The sequence below is a fragment of the Nocardioides sp. Root140 genome, from assembly GCF_001426745.1.
In the GTDB taxonomy this organism is placed as follows: Bacteria; Actinomycetota; Actinomycetes; order Propionibacteriales; family Nocardioidaceae; genus Nocardioides.
In genome coordinates this window covers 198007-213967 of the sequence record NZ_LMFI01000012.1, presented here as the reverse complement: position 1 = coordinate 213967, position 15961 = coordinate 198007, and the positions used below count along the sequence as shown (strand labels likewise).

General features: G+C 70.3%; 14 protein-coding genes. 4 read left to right on the top strand and 10 right to left on the bottom strand.

The window, feature by feature from the left end; genetic code table 11:
* Positions 1-11: 11 nt before the first annotated feature.
* The 4 genes from ASD30_RS21095 to ASD30_RS21080 form a co-directional block, all read right to left on the bottom strand.
* Positions 12-926: an intradiol ring-cleavage dioxygenase gene (locus ASD30_RS21095; protein ID WP_056686658.1), complete on the bottom strand. Its 915-nt coding sequence runs from the start codon at positions 924-926 to the stop codon at positions 12-14.
* A gap of 123 nt (positions 927-1049) precedes the next feature.
* On the bottom strand, positions 1050-2870 hold the full coding sequence (locus ASD30_RS21090) for an AMP-dependent synthetase/ligase (RefSeq protein ID WP_056686655.1): 1821 nt from the start codon (positions 2868-2870) through the stop codon (positions 1050-1052).
* A gap of 185 nt (positions 2871-3055) precedes the next feature.
* Positions 3056-3805: an SDR family oxidoreductase gene (locus ASD30_RS21085; RefSeq protein ID WP_056686652.1), complete on the bottom strand. Its 750-nt coding sequence runs from the start codon at positions 3803-3805 to the stop codon at positions 3056-3058.
* 25 nt (positions 3806-3830) lie between these two features.
* Positions 3831-4769 (bottom strand): aminoglycoside phosphotransferase family protein, encoded by a 939-nt coding sequence (locus ASD30_RS21080; protein ID WP_056686649.1) that lies wholly within the window; start codon positions 4767-4769, stop codon positions 3831-3833.
* A gap of 96 nt (positions 4770-4865) precedes the next feature.
* On the opposite strand from ASD30_RS21080, the gene ASD30_RS21075 reads away from it, so the two are divergent.
* On the top strand, positions 4866-5663 hold the full coding sequence (locus tag ASD30_RS21075; protein ID WP_056686645.1) for a hypothetical protein: 798 nt from the start codon (positions 4866-4868) through the stop codon (positions 5661-5663).
* A gap of 8 nt (positions 5664-5671) precedes the next feature.
* Here the strand turns inward: ASD30_RS21075 and lepA are convergent, their stop codons facing one another.
* Complete coding sequence (gene lepA / locus ASD30_RS21070; RefSeq protein ID WP_056686642.1) at positions 5672-7561, bottom strand: translation elongation factor 4; 1890 nt, start codon at positions 7559-7561, stop codon at positions 5672-5674.
* Between the two features lie 79 nt (positions 7562-7640).
* A complete protein-coding gene (locus ASD30_RS21065) occupies positions 7641-8180 on the bottom strand; it encodes a GNAT family N-acetyltransferase (protein WP_056686640.1) in 540 nt (179 codons plus the stop codon).
* A 168-nt stretch (positions 8181-8348) separates the two neighbouring features.
* Here ASD30_RS21065 and ASD30_RS21060 point away from each other — a divergent pair, with 168 nt between their 5' ends.
* The 3 genes from ASD30_RS21060 (at position 8349) to rpsT (ending at position 10353) form a co-directional block, all read left to right on the top strand.
* Positions 8349-8837 (top strand): DUF4189 domain-containing protein, encoded by a 489-nt coding sequence (locus ASD30_RS21060; protein ID WP_056686637.1) that lies wholly within the window; start codon positions 8349-8351, stop codon positions 8835-8837.
* Between the two features lie 103 nt (positions 8838-8940).
* Positions 8941-9879: a hypothetical protein gene (locus tag ASD30_RS21055; protein ID WP_056686634.1), complete on the top strand. Its 939-nt coding sequence runs from the start codon at positions 8941-8943 to the stop codon at positions 9877-9879.
* 213 nt (positions 9880-10092) lie between these two features.
* Positions 10093-10353, top strand: coding sequence for a 30S ribosomal protein S20 (gene rpsT / locus ASD30_RS21050; RefSeq protein WP_056686631.1), 261 nt, complete (start codon positions 10093-10095; stop codon positions 10351-10353).
* Between the two features lie 126 nt (positions 10354-10479).
* Here the strand turns inward: rpsT and holA are convergent, their stop codons facing one another.
* The 4 genes from holA to ASD30_RS21030 all read right to left on the bottom strand — a co-directional run bounded on the left by holA (position 10480) and on the right by ASD30_RS21030 (position 15865).
* Positions 10480-11472: a DNA polymerase III subunit delta gene (gene holA / locus ASD30_RS21045; protein WP_056686628.1), complete on the bottom strand. Its 993-nt coding sequence runs from the start codon at positions 11470-11472 to the stop codon at positions 10480-10482.
* Between the two features lie 84 nt (positions 11473-11556).
* The gene (locus ASD30_RS21040; protein ID WP_235532646.1) at positions 11557-13854 is read right to left on the bottom strand and encodes a ComEC/Rec2 family competence protein; all 2298 of its coding nucleotides are present in this window, start codon (positions 13852-13854) and stop codon (positions 11557-11559) included.
* A complete protein-coding gene (locus ASD30_RS27675) occupies positions 13854-14906 on the bottom strand; it encodes a ComEA family DNA-binding protein (protein ID WP_056686625.1) in 1053 nt (350 codons plus the stop codon). The genes ASD30_RS21040 and ASD30_RS27675 overlap by 1 nt, the downstream gene beginning before the upstream one ends.
* Positions 14907-15004: 98 nt before the next feature.
* Positions 15005-15865: a DegV family protein gene (locus tag ASD30_RS21030; RefSeq protein ID WP_056686622.1), complete on the bottom strand. Its 861-nt coding sequence runs from the start codon at positions 15863-15865 to the stop codon at positions 15005-15007.
* Positions 15866-15961 lie beyond the last annotated feature (96 nt).

Here is a 15961-nt window from a genome sequence, read left to right as displayed (position 1 = left end):
CACCGGGTGGCTCAAACCGGGACATTCAGCGTGGCCACATACCCCTTCTCCATCGAGCCGGTGACCTTGGCCATCTGCAACGAGTGGCCGTCGGAGAACACGTTGTCCTGGTCGAGAGGCGTCTGCTCCATGTTCGAAGCGCTCGTCCCGTAGCCGTCCGCGTTCGCGTAGACCTCGTCGCAGACGTCCTCGGGGAAGGCGAGCTGCGAGGTGCGCAGGCGGTTCGACGCACTCGTGGCGTCGTCGAGGGATGGGTAGATCTCGAAGTGGATGTGCGGCCACCTGCCCATGTAGGCGGCCGGGAAGATGGTGGTGAACGTGACGTTGCCCGACTCGTCGGCCGCCTGGACGCCGCGCAGGTAGTTCTCTTCGGAGACGGCCTCGGAGTAGAGCGAGTAGTTGCCGTCGCGGTCGCAGTGCCACACGTAGACGGCCGCGCCGGCCAGCGCCGAGATCTCCTCGCCGTCGAGGTCGTAGACCTTCAGCTTGAGGGTCAGCGGTACGCCGGCGGCGACACCCGACGCACTGCCGAAGCTGCTGGTGATGTCGCTGCGGACCACGCCGCTCTCGGTGAGCACGTTGACGCCGTTGGTGCCGTCGGCCGGGTAGGGGCCGTTGGTCTCCTCGGGGATCTCCCCCTCGGCGACGTCGGCGCCTGAGTCCGCACCGCCACCGGCCGGTGGCGCCCCGCCTGCCGGCGGCCCGCCCTGCGCCGCGGACTCCGTGCCGCTGACCACGGTCTTGTCCGACCCCTCGGCGCAGGCCACCAGACCCGCGGCGCCCACTGCGCCGAAGAGGGCGAGTACACCGCGCCGCGCCATCGGCCGCCTTCCGCTCTCGACGATGCGACCGAGGTCCTGCGACAGGCCCTCGTCGTGGGCATGGTCATGGCCGTCGCGCTCGCCGTCGTCGTGCACCGGGTTCATCGTCGTACCGCCTCCAGGAAATGCCGAATGGGTGTCGGCGGATCTCTCCGCCGACACCCATCAGAGCCGGTCGACCTGTGTGCCTGCTGTGCGTTGCCAGTGCCGGAGCACAGAGCCCCAGGCTCAGCCGTAGAAGGACGCGATGAGCTCCTTGTTGTTGTCCTCCACGACCTTGCGCTTGACCTTCATCGACGGCGTCAGCTCGCCGGACTCGATGCTCAGGTCGTGGTCGAGGATCTTGAACTTCTTGATCGTCTCCCAGCGGTTGAGGCGGCCGTTGAGCTCGTCGACGTACCCGCTGACCATCTCCTTGGCCTCGGGGCTGGTGACGACCTCGGTGTAGGAAGCCCCCTCCTTGCCGTTCTGGGCGGCCCAGTCGGTCATCTGGTCGGGGTCGAGGGTGACCAGGGCCGAGACGAAGTTGCGCTCGTTGCCGATCACCAGGAACTGGCTGGCGTAGGGGCAGATCGCCTTGAACTGCGACTCGATCGCCGACGGCGCGATGTACTTGCCGCCGGAGGTCTTGAAGAGGTCCTTCTTGCGGTCGGTGATCTTGAGGAAGCCGTCGTCGTCGAGCTCCCCGATGTCACCGGTGTGCAGCCAGCCGTCCTCGGTGAGCGCCTCGGCGGTGGCCTCCGGGAGGTTGTGATAGCCCTCCATGACGTGGGGGCCGCGCAGCAGCACCTCGCCGTCCTCGGCGATCTTCACCTCGCTGCCCGGGAACGGCGCGCCCACCGAGCCGAACTTGTACTGGTCGGGGTGGTTGACCGTGGCGCCGGCCGCGTTCTCGGTCATGCCGTAGCCCTCGAGCACCGTGATGCCCGCGGCGTGGAACCACTCGGCGACCTCACGGTTCAGCGCCGCGGAACCGGAGATGAAGAACCGGACCCGGCCACCGAACCGGTCACGGACCTTGCTGAACACCAGCTTGTCGAACAGCCCGTGCTGGAGCTTGAGGGTCAACGGGACCGTTTTGCCCTCGCGCTTGAGCCGGTCGACCTCGAGGCCCACCGCGAACGCCTTCTTGAACAGCTTCTCCTTGGCGCCACCCTCGGCAGCCTGCATGGTGACGATGCGCGAGTAGGCCTTCTCGAAGATGCGCGGGGCGGCACCCATGAAGGTCGGCTTCACGATCGCCAGGTTGTCGATGATCTTGTCGACCCGGCCGTCGACCGCGGTCGGGAAGCCGCAGGCCAGCTGGGTCGAGAGCAGCACCTTGCCGAACGAGTGGGCCATCGGCAGCCACAGGAACTGCAGGTCGTCCTCGTGAAGGATGTCCTGGGAGGCGATCGCCTCACCCTCGTAGACCCAGGCCCGGTGGCGCAGGCGGACGCCCTTGGGCCGGCCCGTCGTGCCGGAGGTGTAGATCAGGGTGGCGAGCTGCTCGGGGTCGATGGCCGCAGCGTGGTCGGTCACCGCTGCGGGGTTGGCCTCGAGGAACTCTGCGCCGAGCCGCTCGAGCTCGGCCAGGTCGATCACCCAGTCGCCGTCGGCGGTGCCGTCGAACGTGACCACCTTGGCCAGGTGGGGCAGCTCCGCGCGGTGCTCGACCAGCTTGGCGACCTGGTCGTCGTCCTCCGCGAAGACCACGCGCGACTCCGAGTCGCTGAGGATGTACGCCGTGTCGGCCGCGTTCGTCGACGGGTAGACCGTCGTCGTGGCGGCACCAGCGCACATCACGGCGAGGTCGGCGAGGATCCACTCGTAGCGGGTGCCTGCGGCGATACCGACGCGTTGTTCGGGCTCGATGCCCAGTGCCATCAGGCCTGCCGCGAGACGGGACACGCGGTCGCCCACCTGCTGCCAGGTGACGGACTCCCAGTTGTCGCCGACCGGGAAGCGGTATGCCTCACTGGCCGACGACTTCTCCACCCTGTCGAGGAACTGCACCGCAACGTTGCGGGGCATCGTCTCGACGAACGATGCGTCGTAGTTGATCGGCATCTCACTCCTGATGGTTCGGCTGTGCGGGCGCGGTCGTCTGACACGACCCACCCTCGTGTACGTACCAGTAACCTAGATCACCGAGGCACCTCGCGCACGCGATCCCGCCCACCAGTCGCACAATGGGCGCAAAAGCCCATGAATCAGGCAGTGCCCCGCGCGGACGGCCGGCTGCACCGGCGCGGTCAGCGACCACCGGCGACCCGCAGGGTCGTGCCGGTGACGTAGGACGCGGCGTCGGAGAGCAGCCAGGCCACGGCCTCGGCTATCTCGTCGGGTGTTCCAGCCCGGCCCAACGGCACACGCCCTCCCACCCGCTCGAGCCGGCCGGGATCACCCGCGTCCGCATGGATGCGGGTGTCGACGAGGCCGGGAGCCACCGCCACGACCCGCACCCCGTCGGCGGCCACCTCCTGCGCCAGGCCGACCGTCAACGCGTCGATGCCCGCCTTGGCGGACGCGTAGTGGACGTACTCCCCCGGCGCGCCGAGGGTCGCCGCGCCGGAGCCGATGTTGACCAGCACGCCTCCTGCCCCGCCGTACGAACGGCCGAGGGCGCGCACGGCCGCTCGGGCCACGAGGATCGCGGCGGTCAGGTTGAGCTCGATGCTGCGACGTACGACGTCGACGGGGGTCTCGGCGAGTGGCGCGATGTGCAGGGTCGCCCCGGCGTTGTTGACCACGCCGGTCAGCGGACCGGCCCCGGACGTGGCGGCCGCGAACAAGGCATCGATGCCGTCATCGGTGGTGAGGTCGCCGCGCACCACTGTGCAGGAGGCACCCGCTTCGCGCACGGCCGCCGCAGTCTCCGACGCGGCGACCTCGTCGCGGGCATGGCCCAGCACCAGGTCATGGCCGTCGGCCGCGAGTCGCAGGGCCGTGGCGGCACCGATCCCGCGCGTGCCGCCGGTGACGAGGGTGACCGGTCGTGTCATGGAGCCAGTCAACCAGTCGTCCGCGTCAGTCCTGGACTGCCTTGGCGAGCGTGACGCACTGGGTGATCCACTCCCGGTCCCCAGCGGTGAGCGGGCCGCCGGCACGCTCGGCGTCCTGCACCGCCCACATCGCGTTGTGCACCATGCGTACGACGACCCAGTCGCGAGTGCGCTCCTCGTCGAGCTCCGCGTGGTCGACCAGCGTGTGGAAGCGCCGGCGTACGGCGTCGCGCAGGTCACCGCCCGCGACCATCTCGTCCCACCTGTTCCACAACATCGGAGCGACCTCGTAGTGCGGGTCGCCACTCATCGGCTTCGGGTCGATCACCAACCAGGGCTGACGATCGCCGGCCAGGACGTTCTCATAGTGGAGGTCGCCGTGGATCAGCGTGTCGGTGCTGGCAGGGTCGTCGACGAAGGACTTCCCCAGCGCCGTGGCCTGCTCGACGAGCCGCCGCGGGATCGGGGCGTTGCGCGGCAGCCGCGACAGGTCGTCGTTCCACCGGCCGACGAACGAGGTCAGCGAGCGCAGCTGTGGGAGTGCCGGCACGTGGATCCGCCGGTAGAGGCCGGCCACCACCTCGCAGGCCTCCAGGTCCCAGAGGTCGGTGAGGTCCTCGGGATGCAGCCGTTCGAGGAGCATCGCCCGGCGCCGCGGATCGGCGCGCAGCAGCGCCACCGCTCCATGACCGTGCCAGTGCTGCAGGGCCAGGTGCTCGTGGTCGGACTCCTCGGCGTCGGCGTCCGTGTGCAGCTTGAGCACCGCGGGCAGCCCGGACACGGTGCGCACCGGCAGGACCAGGGAGCAGAAGCCGTGCATCGACGGTCCGTCGAGCGTCAGGTCCCACTCGGCCAGCACCTCGGCGGCCAGTCTGGGCAGAGCATCCAGCCAGTCGGCCCACGCGTCGCCCAGCCGGGCCTGCGCGCGCAGTCCGGAGGGGATCTCCACGACGTCACCGTTCACGTGGGCCAGCCTAGGAGTGCCCGTGTGACCCGTGGTTTGCGCGACCCGGAACTGGATAGTCTCCCCGCACCCACTGACCTCCCGGAAGCAGACGACATGAACCTGCAGGACCCGACCCGACCCGACGCTGTCATCCTGCTCCCCGCAGTGCCGGCCACCATGGCGGAGGTCTTCGGGGTGGTCTCCCCGGAGCTGGCAGCCGCCCTCGAGGGTGTGCCGCCGGTTCCCGCGCTGGCATCCCGGGTCAACGGGTGCGAGCTCACCCTCGGTGTCGTGGGTGCTCCGATCACCGACCGGGACCTGCTGGCCGACCTGTCCACGAGTCCACTGCGCGCCACCCTGGAGCCCGCCGTCGCCGCTCACCGTGCGTACGCCACCATCACGGCCCCGACCGACGATCCCTGGACCAGCTCGGACCTGGTCAGCAATCTGGTCGCCTACCTGCTGGACGACACCGATGCGAAGGCGGTCTGGTTGCCGCGCCAGATGATCGTGAACACCGATGTGATGTACGTCCACGACGTGGCCGAGGGTCAGCCCGAGCGCACCTGGTTCCGGGTGCACGCGATGCAGGGCAGCGCCGGTGCGGCGACTGCCTTCACCCGGGGCCTCGGTGCCTTCGGCTGGCCCGAGGTGCAGGCCACCAACTGGCCGGGAGGCCCGGCCGACGCCTTCACCGCACTCACCGAGGCACTCGGAGCTCGGGTGCGGGAGCGACGGGCCCTGGGCGCGGGCGAGCAGCTGGAGCTCGCCGGCACCCGCTTCAGCCTGCAGCCGGGAACCGACGTCGTGGGCCAGGGCCTGGACGTGCTCGACCTGGTCCCCGGAGGAGCGTCGACCGGGCCGACCGTCGCGGAGCCGGCCAGGAAGCGCGGCTGGTTCCGGCGCGGCTGACCCTGCTGCTACTTCTTGGACTTCTCCGTGGGCTGCGTGGTCGAGAGGGCGGCGACGAACGCCTCCTGCGGCACCTCGACCCGGCCGACCATCTTCATCCGCTTCTTGCCTTCCTTCTGCTTCTCCAGAAGCTTGCGCTTGCGGCTGATGTCGCCGCCGTAGCACTTGGCGAGCACGTCCTTGCGGATCGCGCGGATATTCTCGCGGGCGATCACCCGGGCACCGATGGCGGCCTGGATCGGCACCTCGAACTGCTGCCTGGGAATCAGTTCCTTCAGCTTGCCGGCCAGCATCACGCCGTAGTTGTACGCCGCATCGCGGTGCACGATCGCGGAGAACGCGTCGACGGGCTCGCCCTGCAGCAGGATGTCGACCTTGACCAGGTCGGCGGCCTGGTCACCCGAGCGTTCGTAGTCGAGCGAGGCATACCCCTTGGTGCGCGACTTCAGCTGGTCGAAGAAGTCGAAGACGATCTCGCCCATCGGCAAGGTGTAGCGCATCTCGACGCGGTCCTCGGAGAGGTAGTCCATGCCGCCGAGCTGACCGCGCTTGGCCTGACAGAGCTCCATGATCGTGCCGATGTAGTCGGACGGCGTCAGGATCGTCGCGCGCACGACCGGCTCACGCACCTCGGCGACCTTGCCGTCAGGGTACTCGCTGGGGTTGGTGCACTCGATGACCGTGCCGTCTTCCATCGTGACGGTGTAGATCACGTTGGGCGTGGTGGAGATCAGGTCGAGGTTGAACTCGCGCTCGAGCCGCTCACGGACGATCTCCATGTGCAGCAGGCCGAGGAAGCCGCAGCGGAAGCCGAAGCCGAGGGCACCGGAGGTCTCCGGCTCATAGGCGAGCGCGGCGTCGTTGAGCTGCAGGCGCTCCAGCGCATCGCGCAGATTGGGGTACTCGTCGCCGTCAATGGGGTAGAGCCCGGCATAGACCATCGGATTCGGATGCTTGTAGCCACCGAGGGCCTCGGTGGCTCCGTGGTGCTGACTGGTGACGGTGTCACCGACCCGCGACTGGCGCACGTCCTTCACGCCGGTGATGAGGTAGCCGACCTCGCCGACCCCGATCTCGCTCCCCTTCACCGGCTCGGGGCTGATCACGCCGACCTCGAGCATTTCGTGCACGACGCCGTTCGACATCATCTTGATGCGGTCGCGGTGGGAGAGCTTGCCGTCGACGACGCGGACGTAGGTCACCACGCCGCGGTAGGTGTCGTAGACGGAGTCGAAGATCAGTGCCCGCGCAGGCGCATCGGCGTCGCCGACGGGCGCGGGGGTCTGCTTGACGATCTCGTTGAGCAATGCCTCGACTCCGACGCCGGTCTTCGCGGAGGTGAGGAGTACGTCGGACACGTCGCAGCCCACCAGCCCGGCAAGCTCGGCGGCGTACTTCTCGACGTTGGCGCCGGGCAGGTCGATCTTGTTGAGCACCGGGATGATGTGGAGGTCCGCGCCCATGGCCAGGTAGAGGTTCGCCAGGGTCTGCGCCTCGATGCCCTGGGCAGCGTCGACCAGGAGGACGGCCGCCTCACATGCCTCGAGCGAGCGCGAGACCTCATAGGTGAAGTCGACGTGGCCGGGAGTGTCGATCATGTTGAGCACATAGTCGCCCGGCCCCGAGTCGATGCCGTGACTCGCGGCTGCTTCCTGCGTGACGGTCCACGGCATCCGGACCGCCTGCGACTTGATCGTGATGCCGCGCTCGCGTTCGATGTCCATGCGGTCGAGGTACTGAGCCCGGGCAGCCCGCGCATCGACGACTCCGGTGAGCTGGAGCATCCGGTCGGCAAGGGTCGACTTGCCGTGGTCGATGTGCGCGATGATGCAGAAGTTCCTGATGATCGCGGGATCGGTGTGGCCGGGCTTCGGCGCTTGCGAGGTCAACGGCGGCATGCTCTCTGGGCTGTGGTGCGGAGTACGACGTGCGGCTCGTCATTGTCCCATGACCCCGGGCCAGCGCCGAACCGACAGATCAGTGGCTGTGGCCGGCGGTGGGCACCCAGTAGCGTCGCTTGTCGCCACGGAGCGACTCGAGCACCCCGCCGGAGGCCTCGATGGCCCGGATCGAGCCGACGTTGTCGTCGTCGCAGGTGACCAGGGCCGGGTCGATGCCGAAGCCGTGGGCCAGCGGCAGCATGCCTCGCAGCATCGCGGTCGCGTGTCCGCGTCGCCGGGCCGAGGGGCGTACGTCGTACCCGATGTGGCCGCCTATGTCCGCCAGGAAGTCGTTGAGCTCCTGGCGCAGCGCGATCCGCCCGAGGTAGGTCTCGCCGTCGACGTACCACCGGGTGGAGGTCAGTACCCAACGCTCGGGCAGGCGGGACCGGTCGACCTCCTCGGCGGCGAGCTGGTCGACGAAGGCTGCGAAGCCCTCGGCGCTGTGCCACGTGGCGGAGTACTTCTCGATCCAGCCGGCGGTCTGGGTGTCGCGGGCGCCCTCGGCGACGTACTCGTCCATCGCCTCGAGGAACGAGGCCATGACACGGGACGTGGGGCTGACGAGTTCCGGCATGCCTCACACGACATCACGTGGAGGGGCCGTCGCGCATCGCAATTATGTCCGGGAAGGTGGGTCGAGCCGTTCATCCGCGAGTCAACCGTCGCCGAACCGTTTCGGACGACGTCGTGCGGGTAGGGGCGGGGCGTCACCGCATCAACCATCCAGAAAGGGACTGCTCCCATGAGCAAGCTGATCACCCGAGCAGGTGTCCTGCTCGCCGCCCTCCTCATGACCGTCGGCGTCATGGCCGCACTGAGCACCGGCGCCACCGCGGCCACCGCGGCGCCGGCGGCCACGGTCGCAGCCGGCCCCGCCGCAAGCACGACTGCCGCTCCGGCCCGACTGGCCGCGCGACGCTACAACTGGGGGGCGATCGCCATATCGGACGGCGACTACGCCTGGGGCACGTCGTACGACTACGCCACCAAGCGCAACGCGCGCATCTCCGCGATCCGCCGGTGCCGCGCGCACTCCAACTACCCGTACAAGTGCGTGGTCAGGATGGTGATCGTGAACCAGTGCGGCGCCTACGCCTACAAGCGCCGCGCCGACGGCACGCTGCACTGGGGCTACGCTCGCTACTACTCGAAGGCCCGCACCATCCGGACCGCCAAGGCCCGCGCCGGCTACAACTCGCGGCTCCTGACGTGGGTGTGCACCACCCGCTGATCCGACACCCTCATGTGGACGCCGGTCCGCACCTCCGGGTGCCGGCCGGCGTCCTCGTGTCCGCCGTCGTGGCGCAGACAAGACCCCCAGGAGACCATCCCGCATGACCAGCACCCTCCCGGCCCGTCCAGCCAGCGGCACGACCGCGCGCCGGCTCGAGTGGCAGTTCCTCCCGCCGCACATCCGCGCGCTGGTCGAGGAGCACTGCGGCTCCCCCGTCGTCCGGGCCGACTCCCAAGGGGGCGGGTTCACCCCCGGCTTCGCCTCGGTGCTGACGTGCGAGGACGGCACCCAGCACTTCGTGAAGGCCGCCTCGGTGAAGGCGCAGAGGATGTTCGCGCTCTCCTACCGCGAGGAGGCGCGCAAGCTGGGCGTCCTCCAGGAACTCGTGCCCGCACCCCGTCTCCTGTGGTCGCACGACGACGACTGGGTGGTGCTCGGGTTCGAGTACGTCGACGCGCACCTGCCGGCGCGCCCCTGGCAGCGACCTGACCTCGACCGGCTCCTCGACGCACTGGAGGCGGTCGCCGACGTCGAGGCGCCGGCCGACCTGGCTCTGGACCTGATCGAGGAGGACCTCGCCGACCTGCCGGCGTACTGGGACGTGATCCGGGAACGGCACCCGAGCCTGGCCCATGCCGACGAGGCAGCCGACCTGGCCGCCGGGTTCGCCGAGGCCCTGCGTGGCGGCGCGGTGCAGCACACCGACATCCGCGACGACAACACCCTGCTCGGCACCGACGGCGCCCTGTGGATCTGCGACTGGAACTGGCCGGTCCTCGGGGCGCCATGGTTCGACACGCTGTCTGCCCTGATCGGTCCCCGCGGCGACGGCCTCGACGTCGAGGCTGTCCTGGCCTCTCGCCGGCTGACCCGCGACGTGCCACCCGCACACGTCGACAGCGCCCTGGCCCTGCTCGCCGGGCACTTCCTGAAGTCCGCCGACGACCCGGTGCCGTCCAACTCGCCCCACATGCGCGCCTCCCAGGCCTGGCAGGGGGCCGCCGTGTGGTCCTGGCTCTCCGAACGCCGCAACTGGTGACCCGTCGCCAGTTCGCATCGACCTGTCGCCAGTTCGACCCGAACGACGGATTTGGGGCGTTCCGGGGCCGCTGATAGAGTTTCTCCTTGCATGTCTGGCGCCCTCTTCGCTGACACGCCACGGACCGGATTTCCCGCTGGTCCAACGGGCTTTACTCACCGGCCCACCCAAGACCTCATATCCCAGTCCGAACCAAGTGAAAGCGCAGCAAACGTGGCGAACATCAAGTCCCAGATCAAGCGCAACCGTCAGAACGAGCTTGCGCGCGAGCGCAACAAGTCGGTCAAGACCGGTCTGAAGTCGGCCGTGCGCAAGTTCCGCGAACTCGCGGAGTCGGGCGACAAGGACGCCGCCGCGGCCGCCGCCGTCGACGCGAACAAGAAGCTCGACAAGGCCGCCTCCAAGGGCGTCATCCACAAGAACCAGGCCGCGAACCGCAAGTCGGCCATCAGCAAGAAGGCCGCCTCGCTCTGAGGTAGCCCTTGCCGCAACCAGGCGCCGTCCCCGTCAGGGGTCCGGCGCCTTTTTGCATGCCGACCCGTCGTGAACTCGAACCGACCCGTCGCCAGTTCGCGAACTCACGACGGGTCGCGAGCAAGGTCAGCGGCCGGGACGCTGCTCGCGCAGACCGGCGACCGTGAGCACGAGTCGTTCGAGGGTGTAGGCCGCATCGTGGGCCGCGCCCTTGATGTCGGCGTCGGCCTGGGCAATCGCGCGGATCGCCGAGCCGAGACCATCGGGGGTCCATGAGCGTGACTGGTCGCGCAGCGTGCGCAGCTTCCAGGGCGGTACGCCGACCTCACGGGCCAGGTCGGCCTCACGCATGCCCCGCGGCGCGGAGACGTAGCGGGCCAGGCCCCGCACACCACCGGCGAAGGCGGACGTGATCAGCACCGGAGGCGTGCCCCCGTCGAGAGCCCAGCGCAGCTCCTCGAGAGCAGGCGCCCGACGCCCGAAGAACGCGTGGTCGGCGACGGCGAACGACTTCGCCTCGGCGCGGCCACCGAAGTAGCGCTTGACCCGTTCGACGGTCAGCGACTCCCCCGGGTAGTCGTTGACGAGCTGGTGGGCCGCAGCGGCCAGCGAGCGCAGGTCCTGGCCGATGGCCTGGACGAGGAAGTCGGCGGCGTCGTCGTCGAGGCGCGAGCCGTGCCCGCGCACCTCCGAGACCACGAAGCGGGTGAACTCGACGCCCTTGACTGCCTGCGACTTCACCTCGTTGACGGCGCCGACCTTGCGCAGCTTGGTGAGCACGCCGCTCCCCTTCTGCCCGCCGCCGTGCACCAGCACCAACGCGATGTCCTCGGCCGGGGCCGCGCAGTAGTCGAGCAGCCCGGCCACCGACTCGTCGGGCAGGTTCTCCAGCCCCCGCACGACCACGCACCGGGTCGTGGAGAACAGTGACGGCGCCGCCAGCTCGCCCAGCGTGGCGAGGGTGAGGTCGTTGCCCTGGGCCTCGGAGAACTCAGCCTCCGCGTCGTGCTTTCGGACGGCGGCGCGCACTCCGACGACCGTGCGTTCGTTGAGGAACTCTTCGCTGCCGGTCACCAGCGTGACTCGGCCGAGGACGTCTGCTGCGCGTGGTTCTGCCATGGTGCGCCAAGCCTGCCACAGCCCGCCGACAGCGCCGACCCGCGGTGCGGCGGCCGGCCCGCCAGCCCGAGTCCGCGGGGCCATTCAGTCGCCGGTGGAGACCCGGAGCCTTCCGTCACGCAACGCGACGACCACGTCGCCGTCCCGGTCGGTGCGGAAGACCCGGGCTCCGGAGTCGCGCAGCGGTTCCATCGTGGAGGCCGCCGGGTGGCCGTAGTCGTTGTCCTCGCCCACCGACGCGATCGCGATCGCCGGATCGAGTGCGACCAGGAAGTCCATCTCCTGGTAGCGGCTGCCGTGGTGAGGGATCTTCAGCACGTCGACGCGCAGGCCCGGGTAGGCGGCCGCGAGTCGGGCCTGCCCGTCGGGCTCGACGTCACCGGTCAGCAGGATCCGGACCCCACGGATCTCGGCCAGCACCACCAGGGAGGCGTTGTTCGGGTCGCCGGCCAGCAGCGTGCCGGGCACGGGGCCGATCACCTGCATGCGCACGTCGCCGATCTGCTGCACCTCGCCGTACGCCGGGGTGCGGATCCGGCCGTCGGTCTCCGCCTGGACCGCGGCGAACCGCTCCTCCGGCTCCGGCAGCCCGCTGACGAGTACGGCGCCCACCCGGCGCCCACCCACCGTCTCGGCGAAGCCGTCGACGTGATCGGCGTGGAAGTGGCTGAGCACGATCGTGGGCAGCACCTTCACGCCCAGTCGCTCGAGGCAGTGGTCCATCGAACCGGCCTGGGGTCCGACGTCGACCAGCACGGCCTGCCCGTCGCCGGCGTTCAGCGCGATCCCGTCGCCCTGCCCCACGTCGCACACCGTCATCACCCACCCCTCGGGCGGCCAGCCCGGCGACGGCAACGGCACCAGCACGACCAGCACCATCAGCAGGCAGCAGCCCAGACCCGAGGAGCGGTGGGCCAGCAGCGTGCCGAGCGTGACTGCCAGCCCCGCGCAGATCGCGGTGAGCACACCGAGCGCGATCCAGTCGGTGCCCCACTCGATCGCGGGGAGCGCCAGCCCTGCGGCGCGGTCGGCGATCGCGATGATGCCGCGCGCGCAGAGGCAGGCCAGCCACCCGGGCACCATGCCGGCCCCGCTCCACACCAGTCCGATGACTCCTCCGAGCAGCCCGCACACCGTGGCCGGGGCGACCAGCGGCCCCGCAGCCAGGTTTGCCAGCACCGCGACCAGGCTGACCTGGCCCGAGATCGCGGCCACCAACGGAGTGCAGGCCAGCTGTGCCGCGGTCGGTACGGCGATCGCCTGGGCCATCCACATCGGCATCCAGTGCGCCAGGGCACGCGACCACACCGGCGAGAGCAGCAGGATGCCTGCCGTGGCCAGCACGGACAGCGCGAACCCGACGGCCGTGGCCAGCCACGGGTCGAGCAGCAACAGTCCCACCACGGCCACGCCGATCGCCCGCACGCCCCGACCGGTGCCGTTCGAGCCCATCCCGAGCAGCGCGACCGTGCCCATCGCGGCGGCTCGGACCACGCTCGGCTCGGTGCGGGCGAGGAGGATGAACCCGACGATGCCCGCCGCCCCGAGTGCGTACTGCCAGCGGCCACGCACCCCGCACCACCGGCCCACCACCAGCAGGAACCCGACGACCAGCGTGAGGTTGGTGCCGGAGACGGCCAGGAGGTGGGTCAGCCCAGAGGCCCTGAACTCCTCCTGGACCTGGTCGGGCAGGCCTTGGTCGTCGCCGTCGACCAGGGCCGGCACCAGTTCGCGGGCCGGGGCCGGACCGACCGAGGAGGACTCCCTGATCGCGTGGCGCACCGCGGCGGAACCACGCCACAGGACCGAGGGTGGGTCCGCCCGCGGCGGCGGGCCGAACGGTGTCAGCACCGCCGCCACGTCATGTCCCCCGGACGGCGCCAGCCGGCCGCGCACGGTCATGGTGCTGCCCAGCTCGACGTGCGCCCACGACTCGTCGGCGATCAGCAGCACCGGCGTGTGCACGTCGTACGACGACCCGCGTGCACCCAGCACGGAGACGGTGCCCCGCATGATGATGGACGTGGCGAACTGCCCCTGCACCGGTCGCGGGTCGGAGGTCACGGTCACCCGCGCGGACACGGCGGTACGGGTCTCGGACAAGGCCGCAGCCGGACCGGACCGCACGGCCAGGTCGCGCAGCGCAGCACTGGTCCCGACGGCCAGTGCGATCAGGAACCAGGCCACGACGGCACGCCGCAGCGCCGGCGTCTCGACCAGGCGGAAGACCACCAGGGTGACCAGCGCGCCGGCCACGGCCGAGGGAACGGGCGCGAGCAGTCCTCCCACACCTCCCAGCCAGGCGGCCAGCCCGGCGGCCGGCATCCGCAGGTCGGCGACCTCCGGCACCTCGGCCAGTCGGAGCAGGTCACCGGCACGCATCAGAGTGTGACGTGCGGTGCCAGGTCGGCCAGCGTCTTCTCACCGATTCCGTCGACCTCGAGGAGCTGGTCGACGCTCTGGAAACCTCCGTTCGTGTCGCGCCACGCGATGATGGCCTCGGCCGTGACCGGACCGACCCCGGGCAGCTCCTCCAGCTCGGTGCCGGTCGCCGTGTTGAGGTTGACCAGCTCGCCGGCCGGAGCACCGGAGGACGGGGGTGACGTGGCCGCGACACCCGGCGGAGCGGGTACCCCGACAGCGATCTGTTCACCGTCGACCAGGGGCCGGGCCTGGTTGAGACCGCTGAGGTCGACGCCGCGCCGGACGCCACCGGCAGCCTTCAGGGCGTCGACGACGCGGGCACCGGGCTCCAGCACGACGATGCCGGGGCGTCGCACCTTGCCGGTCACGTCGACGACCAGCTCGGTGGACGGGGACGCCGATCCCGAAGACATCGGCGCCGACGCCGAGGGCACCCCACCCGCAGGCGTTGCGAGGGCGGCACCACCCATCGGCTCGGCGACCGGGGCCCCGGCGTCGTCGCGGATCACCCACCACGCCGTGATCGCCAGACCCACGGCGACCAGCACGGCCAAGGCCGCCACCTGGCCGGCCGTGAGGGCCACTCGACCACGGAAGGCGGAGACGTCGACCCACGAGCGCGTCGTACGCCGGGCGGCGTGGCGTCCCGGCACGGGCAATGCCGGCGCCGGCAGATCGACGGGAGCGTCGGGACCGGACGCCCGTGGAGAGCCCGGCACGACCGACGACTCGGGCAGGGCCGGCTCGGACAGAGGCGGCACTGACGGTGGCGGGACCCAGCCGTCGTCGTCGTCATCAGGCGCGATCGCCGACTCACGCGCCAGCCGCAGCTCACGCACGTGCGTGTGCCCGTCATCGCCGGGCCCGGCGTCGGGGGACGGCGACCGCGGCGGGGACCCGGACGGCGACCGAGTCTCGGGGCCGGAGTGCGCGCGCAGCTCGGCGCTCAGCAGCTCCAGCCGACGGGAGACGGCTTCGGCGTGCGCAGTGGACTGACCTCGGGGACGCATTCCACGACCGTAGGAAAACCCGAGGGCGAACGACAGGGCACCCACTCCGCCCTGTGGACAGGAGCGTGAATCGCGTGCAGCTCAGTGCACGACAGTGCTCAGGCGCCGGTGGGCATCACACACACGGCGACCATTCCGGGGCCGACGTGGGCGCCCAGGACGGCGCCCAGCTCGACGGTCCGGACCGGTGCCTGCAGGCCGAGCCGGGCGGCCAGCTTGTTCGCGAGCTGCTCGGCCCGGTCCGGGCTGGCCAGGTGGGCCACGGTCAGCTCGACCGGGTCCTCCCCCGCGGCTTCGGCTGCAAGGTCCTCGAGTCGCGCCAGGGCCTTGCCCGCCGTACGCACCTTCTCGAACGACTCGATGCTGCCGTTCTCGATGCGCAGCAACGGCTTGACCGCGAGGGCCCCACCGAAGAACGCGGCGGCACTGCCCACGCGGCCGCCGCGCCGCAGGTACTCGAGGGTGTCGACGTAGAACAGGGACGTCGACGACAGGGCCCGCTCCAGGCCGATCTTCCCGGCCTTCTCCGCACTGGCGCCCCCCTCGAGGGCCCGCACGGCGGCGATCGCGGCGTACCCGACCGCCGGACCGACCTGCTGCGTGTCAACCACGTGCACCGGGATCGTCGCGTCACGCGAGGCCATCAGCGCGGACTCGAAGGTGCCGCTCATCCGGCTCGAGAGGTGGAACGTGACGATCTCGTCGTACCCCTGCGCAGCGAGGTCCGCGTAGACCTCGAGCATCCCTGCCGGGCTCGGCCGCGACGTGGTCACCGGCGTGAACGACTTCAGGGCCGCGGCCACCATCTCGGGGCTGGCGCCCTCGTCGACGCCCTCGTCGTAGGAGGTCGCGCCGATGATCACCTGCAGGGGAATCACGACGATTCCGTGGGCCGCGGCCTCGTCGTGCGTCAGTGTCGAGGTGGAGTCGGTGACGACGGCGACACGACGCTCAGGCATGCCCGAACCCTATCGTGGCGGGGCAGATTCACAGGCGAGCCTGTGAATCTGCCCGAATGCCGTGAAGCTTCACGTCATTCGGGCAGAAACGCACGG